Annotated in this window: 14 protein-coding genes; 6 read left to right on the plus strand and 8 right to left on the minus strand. The window is 43.4% G+C overall.

Features of this window, described 5'->3' with window-relative positions:
* Positions 1 to 349: 349 nt before the first annotated feature.
* Together AS29_RS13110 and AS29_RS13115 are read right to left on the minus strand one after the other, a co-directional pair.
* Positions 350 to 1,318 (minus strand): ketoacyl-ACP synthase III, encoded by a 969-nt coding sequence (locus AS29_RS13110; RefSeq protein ID WP_035407580.1) that lies wholly within the window; start codon positions 1,316 to 1,318, stop codon positions 350 to 352.
* A gap of 170 nt (positions 1,319 to 1,488) precedes the next feature.
* Positions 1,489 to 2,772 (minus strand): esterase-like activity of phytase family protein, encoded by a 1,284-nt coding sequence (locus AS29_RS13115; protein ID WP_051860672.1) that lies wholly within the window; start codon positions 2,770 to 2,772, stop codon positions 1,489 to 1,491.
* A 193-nt stretch (positions 2,773 to 2,965) separates the two neighbouring features.
* Between AS29_RS13115 and AS29_RS13120 the strand changes: the two genes are divergently transcribed.
* From AS29_RS13120 to AS29_RS13130, 3 genes are all read left to right on the plus strand, one after another.
* Positions 2,966 to 3,643, plus strand: coding sequence for an SGNH/GDSL hydrolase family protein (locus AS29_RS13120; RefSeq protein ID WP_035407582.1), 678 nt, complete (start codon positions 2,966 to 2,968; stop codon positions 3,641 to 3,643).
* A gap of 200 nt (positions 3,644 to 3,843) precedes the next feature.
* Positions 3,844 to 4,281 carry a YfmQ family protein gene (locus AS29_RS13125; protein ID WP_035407585.1) on the plus strand — a complete coding sequence of 146 codons (438 nt, stop codon included), beginning with the start codon at positions 3,844 to 3,846 and terminating at the stop codon, positions 4,279 to 4,281.
* 518 nt (positions 4,282 to 4,799) lie between these two features.
* Positions 4,800 to 6,137, plus strand: coding sequence for an amino acid permease (locus AS29_RS13130; RefSeq protein ID WP_035407588.1), 1,338 nt, complete (start codon positions 4,800 to 4,802; stop codon positions 6,135 to 6,137).
* A 725-nt stretch (positions 6,138 to 6,862) separates the two neighbouring features.
* Here AS29_RS13130 and AS29_RS13135 read toward each other — a convergent pair.
* The 3 genes from AS29_RS13135 to AS29_RS13145 all read right to left on the minus strand — a co-directional run bounded on the left by AS29_RS13135 (position 6,863) and on the right by AS29_RS13145 (position 10,084).
* Entirely contained in the window at positions 6,863 to 7,876 is a 1,014-nt protein-coding gene (locus tag AS29_RS13135) for a DUF3231 family protein (RefSeq protein ID WP_035407591.1), read from the minus strand.
* Positions 7,877 to 8,448: 572 nt separating this feature from the next.
* Positions 8,449 to 8,673: a hypothetical protein gene (locus tag AS29_RS13140; protein ID WP_035407593.1), complete on the minus strand. Its 225-nt coding sequence runs from the start codon at positions 8,671 to 8,673 to the stop codon at positions 8,449 to 8,451.
* Positions 8,674 to 9,019: 346 nt separating this feature from the next.
* Positions 9,020 to 10,084, minus strand: coding sequence for a permease (locus tag AS29_RS13145; protein ID WP_035407597.1), 1,065 nt, complete (start codon positions 10,082 to 10,084; stop codon positions 9,020 to 9,022).
* 137 nt (positions 10,085 to 10,221) lie between these two features.
* Between AS29_RS13145 and selD the strand changes: the two genes are divergently transcribed.
* From selD to AS29_RS21420, 3 genes are all read left to right on the plus strand, one after another.
* Positions 10,222 to 11,274 carry a selenide, water dikinase SelD gene (selD, locus tag AS29_RS13150; protein WP_035407601.1) on the plus strand — a complete coding sequence of 351 codons (1,053 nt, stop codon included), beginning with the start codon at positions 10,222 to 10,224 and terminating at the stop codon, positions 11,272 to 11,274.
* 21 nt (positions 11,275 to 11,295) lie between these two features.
* A complete protein-coding gene (gene mnmH, locus AS29_RS13155) occupies positions 11,296 to 12,336 on the plus strand; it encodes a tRNA 2-selenouridine(34) synthase MnmH (RefSeq protein ID WP_035407850.1) in 1,041 nt (346 codons plus the stop codon).
* Between the two features lie 175 nt (positions 12,337 to 12,511).
* Positions 12,512 to 13,693: a YecA family protein gene (locus AS29_RS21420; protein ID WP_035407604.1), complete on the plus strand. Its 1,182-nt coding sequence runs from the start codon at positions 12,512 to 12,514 to the stop codon at positions 13,691 to 13,693.
* Between the two features lie 41 nt (positions 13,694 to 13,734).
* On the opposite strand, the gene AS29_RS13165 is transcribed toward AS29_RS21420, so the two are convergent.
* The 3 genes from AS29_RS13165 to AS29_RS13175 form a co-directional block, all read right to left on the minus strand.
* Positions 13,735 to 14,085: a CopG family antitoxin gene (locus AS29_RS13165; RefSeq protein WP_197491610.1), complete on the minus strand. Its 351-nt coding sequence runs from the start codon at positions 14,083 to 14,085 to the stop codon at positions 13,735 to 13,737.
* Between the two features lie 2 nt (positions 14,086 to 14,087).
* Positions 14,088 to 14,348 carry a BrnT family toxin gene (locus AS29_RS13170; protein WP_035407607.1) on the minus strand — a complete coding sequence of 87 codons (261 nt, stop codon included), beginning with the start codon at positions 14,346 to 14,348 and terminating at the stop codon, positions 14,088 to 14,090.
* Positions 14,349 to 14,563: 215 nt separating this feature from the next.
* Positions 14,564 to 15,535 carry an aldo/keto reductase gene (locus AS29_RS13175; RefSeq protein WP_035407610.1) on the minus strand — a complete coding sequence of 324 codons (972 nt, stop codon included), beginning with the start codon at positions 15,533 to 15,535 and terminating at the stop codon, positions 14,564 to 14,566.
* Positions 15,536 to 15,555: the final 20 nt, after the last annotated feature.

Consider the following 15,555-nt stretch of genomic DNA (forward strand, 5'->3'; position numbering starts at 1 on the left):
TTCTGTTCTTGAACGTAATTTTTCTTAAACACTCCGCTATTAATATTGCTTTCATCCCAGTTCATCCCTTGCAGAAAACGTGTGTATTTGTTTTTATACGGTAAAATGGAAGCGCTTTTTTAGTAGACGGATAGAAATGGGGAAACAAAAAAACTTATCATGCAGCACTTTGTTCTTTGTCAATTCAATCATTCTGACTTATAAGCTATAAAAAAACCACAAACCTTCAATTCTGAAAGTACAGTGGTTTTCAATGCGGAGACTGCAGCGATTAGTTTACGGATAAGAAATCTATAGCGGGTTGATCAAGTGCTTCCTAAGCCTGCTAAGAAGATGCCTGGTTAAATGATTACTGAAGATCCGGTACCACCCAGTTCACTATTACCCCAGCATGAGTCAGCCCACCCCCAAACCCATAAAGCAAAACGGTATCTCCCTGCTTTACTTTCTTTTCCTTTATCCCTATATGCAATGCCAAAGGTATAGACGCTGACGATGTATTTCCCATGTATTCTACGCTATACAGGGTTTTTTCCATGCTGACTCCGGACCTTGCGCAAATGGATTCTATGATTCTTAAGTTCGCACTGTGCGGAACGAACCAGTCAATATCGTCTGTTCCCATCCCTGCTTGTGCCAGGAGCCGTTCAATTCCTTCTGATACTGTCCGGGTGGCCCATTTGTATACCTCGCGGCCGTTTTGTACGAGGAATCGATTGCCGCCCGTGAGCCCCGGCAGGTAAAGATACTGTCCCCCGCTGCCGTCTGTCCCCATTATAGACGCGTTAAAGCCCGGGGTTTCTTTGCTGTATTCGACTAGTACAGCTCCTGCTCCATCGCCAAACAGAATGCAGGTGGTGCGATCTGTATAATCGATCACTCTAGACATGGTTTCTGCCCCAATGACCAGTATTTTTTTGTTCAGCCCTGAGGAGATCAATCCATTTGCCATCGTTAATGCATAGACAAAGCCTGAACAGGCGGCACTCAGATCAAAGGCTCCTGTGCTTTTTATTTGAAAGGCTTCCTGCACTTTGCATGCGGTACTGGGAAAACTGTAATCCGCAGTGGATGTGGCGACGATAATCATGTCCACATCATCCACTTTTTTATCATACGTTTTCATGAGGTTCTCAACGGCCTTAATGCATAAATCGGAAGTGAACTCGGCCTCACCGGAGATTCTTCTTTCTCTCATCCCGGTTCTTTGGACAATCCATTCATCTCTCGTATCCACCATCTTTTCGAGATCATCATTTGTAAGCCGCTTAGCCGGGACATACGTGCCGATTGCTGTAATAAGGGATTTGGATGTCATTGGATTACTCCTTTGCAAATATAACAACACCAACTATCCGGTGTTGGTGTTGTTCGTAAAACGAATATGCTTGTATTATCGTATGCAGCCGGCATTTATTTGGAATTCTTTTTTTATTGGACAGCAAAAGGCTCCTGCAGATTTGCCACAGGAGCCTTTCTCTCAATAACTTATGGTAACCGGAATAACCAAAGCTCTGTTTTACTGTTCGGATCGGTTACTCCAAAATCGTCATCGTTAATGACCGCTAATTTTTTTCCGACCAGCGTTATTCCTTCAGCCTTTTCATACGGATAACCGAATTTCAGCAGATCGACGACTTCCTTTTTCGCCACTGCTTTTATTCCCGCAGCTTTTTGATCCTTTGCGTTCATTTGCTCGAGCGTTTTTCCTTTCCCCTTATCCTTATTTAAAATATTGGTTGCCTCTTGGAGATTAATTTTATAGATTTTCTTGAATTTTGCTTCTTTTCCTGAGGCTGTATCCCGTTCATCGACAAGAAGACTGTGTTCATCTATTGCAAAAAGATCAGATACGACAATATCATGTTGATCCAGTCCTAGCTTTCGGCCATCCTCAAAAATATAGGCATACTCGGCGATTACTTTTGTCGTTTTCAAATCAATCTTTAAAATTCGTGTAATTCTCGAATTTTCATCAGGGTTTGTCAGAGCACTTTGCGTCATTGTATAAAGGTAACGTCCATCTGGAGTAATGGTTACGGATTCGAATCCTCTATTTTCCTCCCGCTTCGTTAAAACACCTGGCAAATTCGCTTTTACGGGAAGGTAAGGAGCGTTTTTAAAATCCCCTTCCATTCCAACCGGCACTAACCGCTGCAGAAGCGTACCGTCTTTTTTCATCTGAACAAGACTTGGACGGTATTCATCACTTAACCAAAACGTTTGATCAGCAGGGTTGTAAGCAAGCCCCTCCGTATCCAGACCGTAGGGATCATACGACAACACCTTTTTCCCTGCCGCATCATACGGAGCTTCATCTTTTTCCTTAAAATTAGGCAACCCGGTAATAAAGGCATTTCCTGTTACGGGATCGGATCCCTTTGGAAGCTTTAATTGGATTTTATCTGTTACTTTTATTTTCCCTTTGGAAAGTTCGATTTTATATACGGCAGGCGTATACGTCGGGATTGGAAAGGTTCTCCGTTCTTCATTATTAATGGTCAATTCCCCGTTCGGGCCTCGGTCAGAAGAAGAATAAAAAATATGATCCGGGTCACCAGGCAGATGCAGAAGCGAGGATCCCATCGCCGCATGGATATCTTTCGCTAACTTTGGAGGATTTTCGAATTGGTATTTTCCAATAAGCTTAACGGAAGGGGTGGAAGCTTTCTCCTTTTCTTTACTCCCCTCCTGCTGCTTGTTGGAGCATGCGAATGTGGATATGCAAATGATTGAGATGGCCGTGACTTTAAGAAACGTAAATTTTTTCATCATGAACCCCTTTTTTCCTATAATTTTCATTTCTTATCATTGGCAATTAAACGCGAATTATAAATAAAACTGCACGATTTTAACTATTTTTGTCGCTTCTACCTATACCTTCTTCTATCACTATGAATAGAGTAAAGTGTTGACCTTTCAGCTCATGTGAACATCAAACTATAGAACACGGGGATAAACAGAGATGAAAATCGTTTGCTTTGGTGACAGTTTGACGAGGGGCGTAACGCTTGATAAAGGGAGATTAAGAATAACCAAAAAGAATTATCCCTATTATCTGAAGGAATTTTTGAAGCCTGATATAACCGTGCTCAATAAAGGGGTATTCAACGATAGTTCTGATCTTCTTCTGAGGAGACTGCAGAAGGATGTGCTGGATGAAAATCCTGATTTCGTCATCATCGCAATTGGCGGGAATGACTGCAATTTCAACTGGAATGAAGTGGTGGAACATCCTGATTCGGAGCATCAAGCCACTGTTCCTGTCGATCGCTATATTGAAAATGTGAAAATGATGATGGAGAAAATGAAAAAGGCCGGGATTATCCCGATTGTGATGACCCTTCCCCCGCTGGACCCTGTGCGGTACTACCAATATTTGTTCCAGCAATATGGCAGCTCCATTGGTCATTGGATCAGTTTGAAGGGCGGCATGGAGCATTGGCATGGGATGTATAATGACCGCTTAATGAACCTGGCCGATGAAATGCAAGTGGGGAAAGCAGACGTTCGGACCGCTTTGAGACAAGCTGGCAGCCTTCAGAATTTGATTAGTGATGACGGGATTCACTTAACTCCTGCAGGGTACAGAGTAGTTGGCAGGGAAATCTCTGCTTTTTTAAATGGCGGGGAGGAAAAATAAGAGACGGCGCTTATCCATTGCGCCGTCTCTATTTTTGCTTATATAGGACCTGTACGAGATTTTGTAAAAGCCGAAGGGCTGTTAAATTGAAAAAGTATTCCCTCATCTAAACTTCATACAATGTACAAAGATAACCGACCGTTCCTGTGATACGATGATTAGGAAGTTGTATTTTTAAACGTTACGGAGATGAACGATAAATGACTACCTGGTTTATCATTTTGCTAATAGTTATCAGCACTCTTAAAGTAGTACTTGCAAGTCCTCCAACCTTCGTTATGGAATGGCTCCTTAACAAATTTGCCTTGAATGCAAGGCTCAGTGAAGAGACCACCACTATAACCCTAAGAGGAAAACGTCTGGAAGGAGAAGAAAAAATTCAATTTATTCACCAATTTAATGAAGCGACATTTTTTGATCGATATGATGAATATGATGTACCTTCAGAGAACACCGGAACCCCATTGGTCATTGATACAAAGAAGGGCAAAATGGATGTCAGGCTGTCTGTGTATATTTACAGCAATCATGTGGATGTATTCAAGCAGTATAACAAGAAGGCAGCAGCCTATAGTCTGCGGTCTGAGACTCTTCAATCCATGCCATTGGCAAGGAATGGAAATTTTATTTATTCATAAGTAATTAAAGCTGCCGCGCTTTGTGTCCGGCAGCTTTATTTGTTTGCTCATTACCTTTAAATCCTGTCATATTATTCAAGGCTTGCTAATTTTCTATAATTATCGGCGGCCATAATACCTGCTTTTGTAGAGGAGGTGTGATTTAAATTACTATACTTTTTACAAACACTCTTTCTGGAGTGGAAACTAACGTTATAGGGTGAAAAAAATAAGCCTGGAATCATCCAAGCTCTTTTCAACTTATCCAGTTTTTTTTCGCTGCATCTGAATCACTTCCATTATTTCATCCATCAAGTTTGCAGCTTTCACCTTTTTGTACCTAATACGTCTTAAAACGAATTATATTTTTCCTCTATTTAAGAAATAACTGGACTTACATACTATAGCAGGCACAATCTCTAAATATGAAAATTGACGGAGAGCAGCAGCGCACTTATACTAGTAACTTGAATGCACAAAAGCATAAAAGCGTTTAAGTGAAACAGATAGATCGTATATCAGGAAGGCAGGACGATTTTATGGAACAGGACAATACTCTTAGAAAAGGCTTGCTGCCAAGGCATGTCCAATTCATCGCTCTTGCAGGGATGATTGGAACAGGTATTTTTAAAGGCAGTTCCGATACATTGAATATGGCAGGACCGAGTGTGGTGTTTGCTTATTTGCTTGGGGGTCTTTTGCTGTTTATTGTGATGTCAGCACTGGCTGAGATGGCCTCTGTCTACCCAAATCACAATACTCAGCATTTACTCTCAAAGGCTTTTGGTGCCAGGACATCCTTTATTGCCGGATGGCTTTACTGGATTAACTGGATCATTGTTACGGTTGTAGAAGTTCTCGCTGCCGGAAGTTTTCTGCAATTCTGGTTCACATCCGTACCATTATGGGTGCTCGCTCTTATTTGTGCGGTATTCATCATTTCTATTAACCTTACACAAGTAAAATTTTATGGGGAATTTGAATTTTACTTTGCAGGAATTAAAATCATTACGCTTACTCTGTTTATTATCCTGGGGCTTAGCATGATCCTCGGCATTGTTCCGAGCCCTGTTGAAGATCCAATTTCCAACTATACAGCTCACGGAGGGTTTTTCCCTAATGGCGTAAGCGGTATGTTCGCTGCACTCCTCGTCGTCATGTTTTCTTACGGCGGAGCGGAATTGATTGGAGTGGCCGTTACCGAAACAAAGGATGCCGAAAAAGTGCTCCCAAAAGTCATTAAAAGCACTGTGATCCGAGTCATCCTATTCTACGTATTGCCGATTCTTATCATCTGCGGCTTAATTCCGTGGAATGAGGTCTCAGGCAAGGAAAGCCCATTTGTTCAAGTGTTTACGGCAATCGGCATTCCAGGAGCAGCCCACGTCATGAACTTTGTGCTGCTGACAGCTGTGTTATCCGCAGCCAATTCCGGGATCTACGCAACATCCAGGACGTTATACTCCATGGCTCAAAACGGCGAAGCACCAAAAAGGCTTGCCAGGCTTTCTAAACAGGACATCCCGATTAACGGAATTGCCCTTACAGCCATCGCTCTTACCTTTGGCGTATTCCTGGCCTACCAAACACCTGATGAAGTCATCAGCTATTTAATGACCATTCCCGGATTTACTGTATTGCTGATTTGGCTTGGAATATGCCTTGCCCAGATCAAGCTTCGCAAACACTATCCGAAGGTGCCGTTTTTCAAGCTGAAATGGGCACCATTCACAACGATTGCGGCAAGCCTGTCCTTAGCTGTCATTTTCATATCCTTTGTGTTAAATAAGGACAATGTGATCGGGACTTCGGTTTGCCTTGGAATTTTGGTTGTTTTGGTGGTTGTTTCGTTTTTTTATCCGAAACGTGCAAAATAATTGAAGAACAAGATAGAAAATCAAAACAAAAAAACACCTTCGAAAGCGGGGAACTGCTTTTTGGAGGTGTTTTCATTTGACCAATAACAGAGATAACACAAAAACCCCTCGCTCATTCAGCGGGGGTTCTTCTTTTTATTCAGCAACTTATATACAGACCTGCATCCGAGGTATTTAAACCAGATTCATCTTGCTGCTTTTCTCAAAAAAACGAAAGGGACCGTTCATTATTCAATTTATAATCATGATTTAATTCTAAGTAAGCCAATCCTAGCAGGAATGGATGAACAACCACTCTTCCTGATGGGATACAAGTACCCGTTGTTGATTCCCAAGATGCCAAAGATGTGCCTTGTCACTTTGAGACGGTTGGAATTAGATTAATTGAAGAGAAAGAAAATATAGATTGATCCTATTACATGGTTTTAAAGTCCAAGCATTTATTACTAATTTGTATCTAATAATACAAACACCATAAGCATTTTAATACAAAGCATATGAAGGTGAAGAGATGGAGGAAGAAAAAGTGTGAGGACAGTATGATTCATTGCCATTTTTAGGTCCAAGAAATAATTATCGTAAGGGTAAAGATTGTTTAGTGGTAGAAAAAGGAGAAGTCTTATTAAGAATGATCAAGATTTCCTAAAATTGATCAGGAATTCTTGTTCATTTAGCACTGCCAGCGATGATCCCTCTATTCATAATGATGTGATTTATGTTTTTTCTCACTTTGCTAATTCATCACGATCAGCTGCCAAAGGCGGTTGCTCTAGCCAACCTTTTTCGATAAGCAGATTAACACCATCATTAGAAAATTTACTAATATCAGCAACCATCTTCGAGATCGATAAAGATATATCATATCTAAGTGTAGAGGTTAAGCCGACCCCGAAATTTAAGAGACTCCCCCCATTTGCCAATGATACATGGTATAACATCAATTTCTCTGAAAAGGGTGCTACTTTGGATTCCAGTACTTCAGGATCCCAAAGTTGAGGAGCTGGTAAATGATCTTTAGAGAGGAATTCTTGAAGGATCTTAACATTTTTTTGTGAAAGATCTCTTCCTTTTAACATAAATTCTTTAATGTCTTTAGACGTAACAACCTGACTAAAAGCAATCATCAGAGACTTACCCAGTTGATTTGAATTTAAATTCACATACATTCCTGTAATTTCTGTAGAAGCCATGGGTCTTTGTTTGCCGACTAGCTTATGTAAGAAGTCATTTGACTCTACAAACTTCACTGTTTTAGGTATTGGTATAAATGGAGCCCGAATAATTAAACCTTTGGCTAACATACAATTTGTGGAATCTTGATATAATTCACTAATATCATCTATACATTCATCGAAGTACTTTCGAATATCTTCTCGGAAAGAGACGGTTAATGCATTCGAAAAAAGAAATAAGTTAATTCTTGCTGTTTCCTTTATGTAAAATAGATAAAATTTATCAGTAAAAATAGCTGGTGCACTCTTAATCACATCATTTTCCCCAAACCCGCTTGGAATAGGAAATTGTTCTTCCGTGAATATTTCCTTTAGTTTTGTTATATGTTTTTTTGTGATGGTGTGAGCCTTTTCCAGTAACTCCTTGATACGATTATCATCAACATTTGTTAGGAAATGCGTGTATACACAGTCTAATAATGTTTCACCTATATAATTCTTCCAAAGCTCGCCTAATTCTGTTGCCGTTAAGGTTATATTTCTACCATCTTGCTTGTTAGAATTCATAAAGAACACCCTTCCATTAATTAATAGTCCTTTGATATTATTTTCTTTATATAAAAAATTATTCATGAATTAAGATGAATAGTGATGAAGGAATCCTTTCTTCTTGTAATAAAAAATAGCCGGACCTAGAATTTTCTTAGTCCAAATGGATAATGTGGCATATTCCCTTGTGGAAACCTTTGAATAGTGGAACTTAAATCTTGGGATTTTTGGAGGGAAAAAGGAATTATTTAGAATAACAAAAGTTCCAAAAGAGGAGGGTCAACAAAATTTTCAATTTCAGATTAAGGAAACAAAAGGTGTTCCCCAACTGCTACATATGAAGGGCCCATATAAGTGAAAAGATAAAAATGTTCATTTTCAATTTTAAGTACACTTCCGCTTTTCACGTGGTTCGTGTAATGCTGAGCGCTTCTCTGTGCTTTTTTATTTTATTTATAAATTCCGGGCCCTTTTTCCGGCAGCTCTTGCAGATTCTCTGCCTGCGGCCATTCCCACTGAATTTTTCGTTTGGTTTCTCTTCCATGCAGATCCAACAAAAATGTCCCATCTTTGTACTCCTTACTTCATCTTTATAAACCTTTTTTCAAATCCTCTGCCATCACCTTCCTCAAAGCCTCCTGGTACCCGGCCATTTTTTTCAGAATCATTTCCTCTGCCTCCTCACTCAAACGGTTTCCGATACCGCCTGTAGTTTGGCAGCCTTTCATCACTGAGCGGCACAGATGGGCTGCTGTTCCGGTAGGACTCTGTGTCCATTCTCCAACTGCAGGCCTGGCTGCATGAGAACACCTCATTTTTGAACGCCTTTTGTACTGAATCTTTCCATTATAAAGGAGAAAGATGGGGTTATTTACGATTAATTAGTGGGGTTTCTGAATAGTCACTGGAAATTTTAGAAGGGGATACACGAAGGCTTGGGAATTGCATCTTTAGAGGGGCTACCTGCGCATTGAAAATTCATCATAAGCTAGATAATCACTATTTCTGGATGGTTCCGTATTATTTTTTAACGTATTTTAATAAGTTCGTTTTATAAGTTTTTCATGTTCGTATGAATTGTGTATATTCATGCCAAACTAGTACATTTTATAAAAAACCAGCCCCGCCCCGCAAAAAAGCAGAACAGAGCTGGTTGCACTCTTACAATATAAGCATTCCTATTAACCCGGCTGCTATCCCAAGCAAAACGACGGACCCAGCCACAAAAGCAAGAACCTTTTTCGGGAAAGAACCTGCCAAGATTAACAGTGACGGGAGACTGATAGCTGGAAGCGTGATGAGGAGTGCTCCGGCCGGTCCTGCTCCGAGGCCTGCTGCCATAAAGGTTTGGATGATTGGAATTTCGGCCGCGGTCGGGATGACGAAGAGCATGCCGGCGACAGCGAATAGAATGAGAACAAGTATGCTGTTAGCGGCAGCTTCACCAACGTTCGGGAACAGCCAGACGCGCGCTGCGCCAAGCAGAAGAACGGATAATACATATGCCGGGACGACATAAAGGAGCATCGTTCCAAGGCTTTTCCCCCATCTTGCAAGAAAGGAGCCGGATTGTGCTTGTTCCGCTTCTTCCATCAGCTTTTCTGCCGGAAGCGGTGGCTCCTCCTTCATGAAGCGGTTGGCCAGGTAGCTGACGCCGAATGTCAGGAGGAGTCCAAAAGCAAGACGAAGTAAGGTGAATTTCCAGGAAAGCACAAAGGTCATGAAGACGAGAACGGCCGGGTTCAGCACTGGGTTCCCGATCCAGAAAGCGAGACTTGCTCCCGCTGATACGTTCTTTTTTCGCATTCCTACCGCCATCGGTGCGGCACAGCACGTGCACATCATGCCGGGAAGCGAAGCCAGTCCGCCTGCGGCCGTGCTGCCGAATGTGGTTTTTCCCAGAACGCGCAAAAGCCATTGGGATGGAATCAGAACTTGAATGAGCGAGCCAAGCACAATGCCGAGAATCGCTGCTTTCCAGACAGCCTTGAAATAGACAGCTGCATATTCCCATGCACTGCCCCATGATGGAGAAGCTCCTGCTTCAGGGCTGCCGAGAATCGAGTCTCCGATAGAGTGGGTGGAGGCCGCAATCCAAGACTTTTCAAGATACGGCACCCACTTTACATATAATAGGCCTGCAGCAGCAATCACTAGAAACAGAGTCACAAGCCATATGGTTTTTTTTCCAGAGGGCTGTGTTTGCTGAAGAGCACTTTGAGCCATTTTTCATTCCCCGTTTCAATAGAAATTAAGACAATATCAAATTATATCACGTCAGACATGCAGCAGGCTTGTGCCATGCTTTTTCGGGAAAGGTCATTTATACTAATCATAGTGAATACAGAAAGGTTGGCGTCATTATGACACAAAAAATAAAATTAACATCCTTATCCACAAAGGGCGGCTGCGGCTGCAAAATCGGACCGGCTGATCTGCAGGAGGTCATCCGCTCTCTCCCCCCTGCCATGCCCAATCCCGATTTGCTTGTCGGTCTTGATACGAGCGACGATGCAGGAGTGTACCGTCTGACGGACGACCTTGCGATTGTCCAAACGCTTGATTTCTTCACCCCGATTGTTGATGACCCGTATTCTTTCGGTCAAGTGGCCGCGGCGAATGCGATCAGTGATATTTATGCGATGGGAGGAACACCGCTTACGGCCTTGAACATCGTCGCTTTTCCGATTGCGGACTTGGACAAGCAGATTCTTGCCGACATCCTCCGCGGTGCAGGAGATAAGCTGAAAGAAGCCGGGGCGACACTGGTCGGCGGCCATTCCATTGAAGATAAAGAGCCGAAATTCGGTTTGGCGGTAACCGGAACGGTCCATCCTGATAAAGTACGAGCCAATGCAGGCGCTAAGAACGGTGACAAACTGATTTTAACTAAACCGATCGGTGTCGGCATCCTGACCTCTTCCATTAAGAGAGACTTGCTGACGGAGGAAGAAATTGCACGGGTTACAGAAGTCATGGCGACCCTGAATAAAACAGCAGCCGAAACGATGGCACCGTATGATGTCCACGCGTGTACCGATGTGACAGGCTTCGGGCTGCTCGGACACACGTCTGAGATGGCAAAAGGAAGCAAGGCAGGCGTACGGATTGCAAATGAAGCAGTCCCTGTCCTCCCGAGAGTGCGGGAGCTGGCGGAACAGGGCGTCATTCCGGGCGGGACGAAAAACAACTTCGCCCATCTTCAGGGTGATGTGACGTTCCCGGAAAACATGGACCATATTGATCAATATATATTGTGCGATGCGGTGACATCCGGAGGACTGCTCATTTCAGTGGCAGGCGAAGAAGCAGATGCCCTGATGAAGGACCTTCTGGATGCTGGTGTGGAAGCGGCCATGATCGGTGAAGTAACAGCGGATCATCCCGGACACATCACGGTTGCTGAGAAGCTTTAACGGCAGAAGGGCGGAATGACGGTGTTTCAGGACTTAACGGTTGACCAGCTATTAGAAATGCAGAAAGAAAAGAAAATTACGGCGGTGGATGTCCGTTCTCCGTCTGAATACAAGGAAGCGACTATTCCCGGCGCCTTGAACATCCCCCTTTTTAACGATGAGGAGCGGGCTGAGATCGGCACCATCTATAAACAGGTCGGCGTTCAGGCGGCAAAGGACCGCGGACTCGAAATTGTGTCGGCAAAGCTTCCGGAATTCATTAAAACATTCAGTGCCATCCCAAACCATAAGGCTGTCTTCTGCTGGAGAGGCGGCATGCGGAGCAGAACGTCCGCCACTGTCCTTGATTTAATGGGCATCAAAACGTTCCGGCTGGATGGCGGAGTGAGAGCGTACCGCAGGTGGATTGTCGATAAAATTGAAACCATCCATTTCAGACCGAATGCCTATGTGCTGAACGGCTACACCGGCTCAGGAAAAACGATGCTGCTCCATAAGCTAAAGGAACAGGGCTATCCTGTGCTGGATTTGGAAGGAATGGCGAACCACAGGGGCTCAATCTTCGGTCAGATCGGACTGAATCCCCACAATCAGAAAACGTTCGATTCCCTGCTGATCAAAGAAGCCCTCCCGCTTCAGGCCTCTCCTTATGTCGTGCTGGAAGCGGAAAGCAAGCGAATCGGGAAAGCCGTACTTCCCGAATTTATCGCGGAAAAGAAAGAAGAGGGAACCCAGCTGTTCCTCGACATCCCAAGAGCCGAGCGCGCCCGGTTCCTCGTCGAAGACTACCGGCCATGGGAGCACCATGAAGAGTGCATGAAGGCCTTCTATCGGATCAAAGCCCGCATCCATACCCCGGCAGCCGCTCAAATTGAAGCATCCCTTAACGCCGGAGAGTACGAGGATGCGGTCATGCTGCTGCTTGAATACTACTATGACCCGCGCTACGAGCATACTGCAATGCGGTATTCGGAGGAAGAGAGAATTACGCTTTCTGTGAAAAACGTGGAGGAAGCACTTGGAGAGCTGGTGAAGATTTTGCCGGTGCCGGTTAAGAAATGATATTTGATTAAAGCACTTTGCCAAGAAAGCAAAGTGCTTTTTCTTTTTGCCATTTGCACTGGATAATTGTACTTACTATATTCCAATTCTCTTACTATCTATTACCATGGCAGAATCCAAATGTTAAAATAAATCTATCCTAATCTACTGTATAAAAATAAGGAGCATGAGCCTAATGACTAACTTCCTGAAAACCATCCAGCCCTACATTTTAAGCAAGGACCCAATCATTCAGGATTTCGCCATGGATACCATTGATAAATCCCGTCTCGGAAATGAAGAGACCTTCCATCTGGCTTTGGATGCGAACGATAAGAACATCCCTCAAAAAATGACAAATAAAATCTTGCCGTATACACAACATTATCAAATTGGACAAAAGGAAATGCAGCGGCTTGTAGACCATATTAAAAGAAAGGATGCTAACTTCGCTTGGTATCTTTTAATGTTAACCCCTATAAATTCCGACCTGATTGAGGAGTATTACGAAGAGATCCGTTCGTCTGTCCACGAGAAATACCTCGTTCCATTGGAGAACATCATAGCTTTGAATCACCTTTCAGTTGAAGAACTTCAGGAGGAACTTGTTGGAGTCCTGAAGGAAATTGAAAAACAGCGATTTTATGACCATAATCTTTTTTCCGGTGCCAAACGGATTTACGACCGGATGATTAAATTGAATGCCATTACCTCGGAAGAAATTCAGCAAATCATTCAGCAGGAATTACATAAGGAGTATTTTTCATATGAAGGTTTCTTAGCTGTGTATGCTGCAGGTGAACTGAAGATCCACTCACTGGTTAAGGATTTAGCAAAGCTGCTATTGCGCGGAGATGAAGAAATTCTAATTGGAGAACTTGAAGAGGCACTCATTAAAATTGGATCGGATGAAGTCATTGCCGAAGTCGCTCCCTATGCACTGGATCCAAATGAATTTTACTCCCCCATTGCCGTACTGAAAAATATTAAATCTGAGCTTGCTGTCGAAAAACTTTTATCACTATTCGATCAAGCAACCGATCTTACAGCGAAAACACTAATGGCAGAAGCATTATGCAGCCAGCTCTCAACCGAAGCTATTCCCAAAGTGGCAGACTTTATGGAAGAAGGATATGATGATGGTCTTCTTGAACTCGAAAAGGACCTTTATGCAACCTGCATCATCACTGGCGTCGAACACCCGAAACTGCATATATGGAAATCAGTCATTGAAAAAAGAGAAGCGAAAAGAAGCAATCGAAAGCTGGTATTGACACCGCCATCTCCAAGATCCACTGAACCAACTGAAAAAATCAGCCGCAATGCTCCCTGCCCTTGCGGAAGCGGGAAGAAGTATAAGAAGTGCTGCGGGAAATAGGATATGAAAAAACCACCTGGGAGGGTGGTTTTTTGTGTATTTTAGTACAAAATTTTCTCTCTCTTCTCTTCTTCATAAACTCTCTCTGCCACAAACTGCTTTAATAAAGTCTGATAAGGTACATTTTTCTTTTCAGCCACCTTCTGAAGCCGGGACAGCAGGTCGCTTTCTATTCTAAGGTTAATGGGCTTAGTGGACTGCTTTCGGGGTAAAGGCAAATCTTCCTCATCTTCAATATGTGTGGTATTCAGTAAGCCCTCGCTCATTGCATGCTTCTCCCAAAATTGCTTGGTTTCTTCTTCAGTCATATTTTGAGGAATTTCATTCAGGTCATCAATGAAAACTCTTCCTAGCTCATCCATTCTTTTCTTGTTTATTCGAGCCTCATCCATCTTTACTGCCTCCTTTTTCTATTGTATGATTTTCGTTCTGTTTCCGTTGCATCCCATCCTGTGATAGGTCTAATCTTCTTCTCACGCTTTGTATAAATGATGGCCAGTAACCGTCCATCTTCTGTCATGCCGATAATTTTTCTATTTCCACTATGTGCATGATGTATGCTCCGGTCCGGATCGTAAAAAGCTTCTTCCGCTTCCTGAGGTGAAATGTCATGCTGAAATATATGCTCGATATTTCCTCGATCCCAATCGAACACAGACCTCACTCCTCCTACTATTTCCGTATCCACATCTGTATATACATTATATTCTGTAACATTCCGTAATTCAATTCTGGATTGAACTATCGCTTGTTCTTCCCTATCAAAACTAAACTGCCATCCAGAACCAGAACAAATAAAAAGAACGCCTCACCGGCGTTTATTCAATTTTTACCACTCGTTTTTTTCGATCAAATTATACATCTGTATAATCACACCAGCCTATGCGGCACATACAACTCTTCCAAACTCTTTATCTCTTCCTCTGTTAATCTGATAGACAATGCCGAAACCCCATCTTCAAGATGGTTCACCTTCGTCGCTCCGATGATCGGAGATGTGACTACCTCCTTCTGCAGAATCCAGGCAAGAGCAATCTGTGCACGCGGAACGCCACGTCCAGCTGCCACTTCCGCTACTCTCTCCGCTACTTTCCGGTCCGCCTCCTCTGTTCTTGAAAACAGCGCCTTTGCAATCTGGTCATTTTCAGATCGGTGGGTCTGCTCATTCCATTCCCGTGTTAACCGGCCGGCAGCCAGCGGCAGGTATGGGGTGACGCCCACTCCCTCCTCCTTGCAAAGCGGCAGCATTTCCCTTTCTTCCTCCCGGTAAAGCAGGTTGAGCCTGTTTTCCATGGAGATAAAGCGGGTCCAGCCATGAAGCTCCGCCGTATGCTGAGCTTTCAGGAACTGCCAGGCAAGCATAGAGGAAGCTCCAATGTAACGCACTTTTCCTGCCTTGACTACATCGTGAAGAGCCTCCATCGTTTCTTCAATCGGGGTATGCGGATCCCAGCGATGAATCTGATACAAATCGATGTAGTCCGTCCCAAGCCTCTGCAGACTGTTATCAATCTCAGTCATGATCGCTTTACGGGAAAGCCCCATTCCATTCGGTCCTTTCCGCATTGGAACAAATACCTTCGTGGCAACGACCACCTCATCCCTACGGGCATAATCTTTTAAAGCGCGCCCTACGATTTCTTCACTCGTACCATCGGAATACATATTTGCCGTGCTGAAAAAATTGATGCCCATATCCAGTGCTTTTTTAATAATGGGCCTGCTCTCCTCTTCACTTAACGACCACGGAGTATTGCCGCGTTCCGGCTCACCGAAGCTCATACATCCAAGACACAGCCGCGAAACATCCAACCCAGATCTCCCAAGCTTTACATAATTCATCTCATCATCCACCCCTTTGT

Origin of the sequence: Bacillus sp. SJS (assembly GCF_000732485.2) — a bacterium.
GTDB classification, from domain to species: Bacteria; Bacillota; Bacilli; order Bacillales; family Bacillaceae; genus Metabacillus_B; species Metabacillus_B sediminis.

Excerpts from the sequence above, each read along its gene's own strand:
- AS29_RS13175 (WP_035407610.1), bottom strand. The coding sequence starts at position 15,535 with ATGAATTATGTAAAGCTTGGGAGATCTGGGTTGGATGTTTCGCGGCTG.
- AS29_RS13165 (WP_197491610.1), bottom strand. The coding sequence starts at position 14,085 with ATGGATGAGGCTCGAATAAACAAGAAAAGAATGGATGAGCTAGGAAGA.
- AS29_RS21420 (WP_035407604.1), top strand. The coding sequence starts at position 12,512 with ATGACTAACTTCCTGAAAACCATCCAGCCCTACATTTTAAGCAAGGAC.
- AS29_RS13140 (WP_035407593.1), bottom strand. The coding sequence starts at position 8,673 with ATGAGGTGTTCTCATGCAGCCAGGCCTGCAGTTGGAGAATGGACACAG.
- AS29_RS13130 (WP_035407588.1), top strand. The coding sequence starts at position 4,800 with ATGGAACAGGACAATACTCTTAGAAAAGGCTTGCTGCCAAGGCATGTC.
- AS29_RS13115 (WP_051860672.1), bottom strand. The coding sequence starts at position 2,772 with ATGAAAAAATTTACGTTTCTTAAAGTCACGGCCATCTCAATCATTTGC.
- selD (WP_035407601.1), top strand. The coding sequence starts at position 10,222 with ATGACACAAAAAATAAAATTAACATCCTTATCCACAAAGGGCGGCTGC.
- AS29_RS13120 (WP_035407582.1), top strand. The coding sequence starts at position 2,966 with ATGAAAATCGTTTGCTTTGGTGACAGTTTGACGAGGGGCGTAACGCTT.
- AS29_RS13135 (WP_035407591.1), bottom strand. The coding sequence starts at position 7,876 with ATGAATTCTAACAAGCAAGATGGTAGAAATATAACCTTAACGGCAACA.
- AS29_RS13125 (WP_035407585.1), top strand. The coding sequence starts at position 3,844 with ATGACTACCTGGTTTATCATTTTGCTAATAGTTATCAGCACTCTTAAA.
- AS29_RS13110 (WP_035407580.1), bottom strand. The coding sequence starts at position 1,318 with ATGACATCCAAATCCCTTATTACAGCAATCGGCACGTATGTCCCGGCT.
- AS29_RS13145 (WP_035407597.1), bottom strand. The coding sequence starts at position 10,084 with ATGGCTCAAAGTGCTCTTCAGCAAACACAGCCCTCTGGAAAAAAAACC.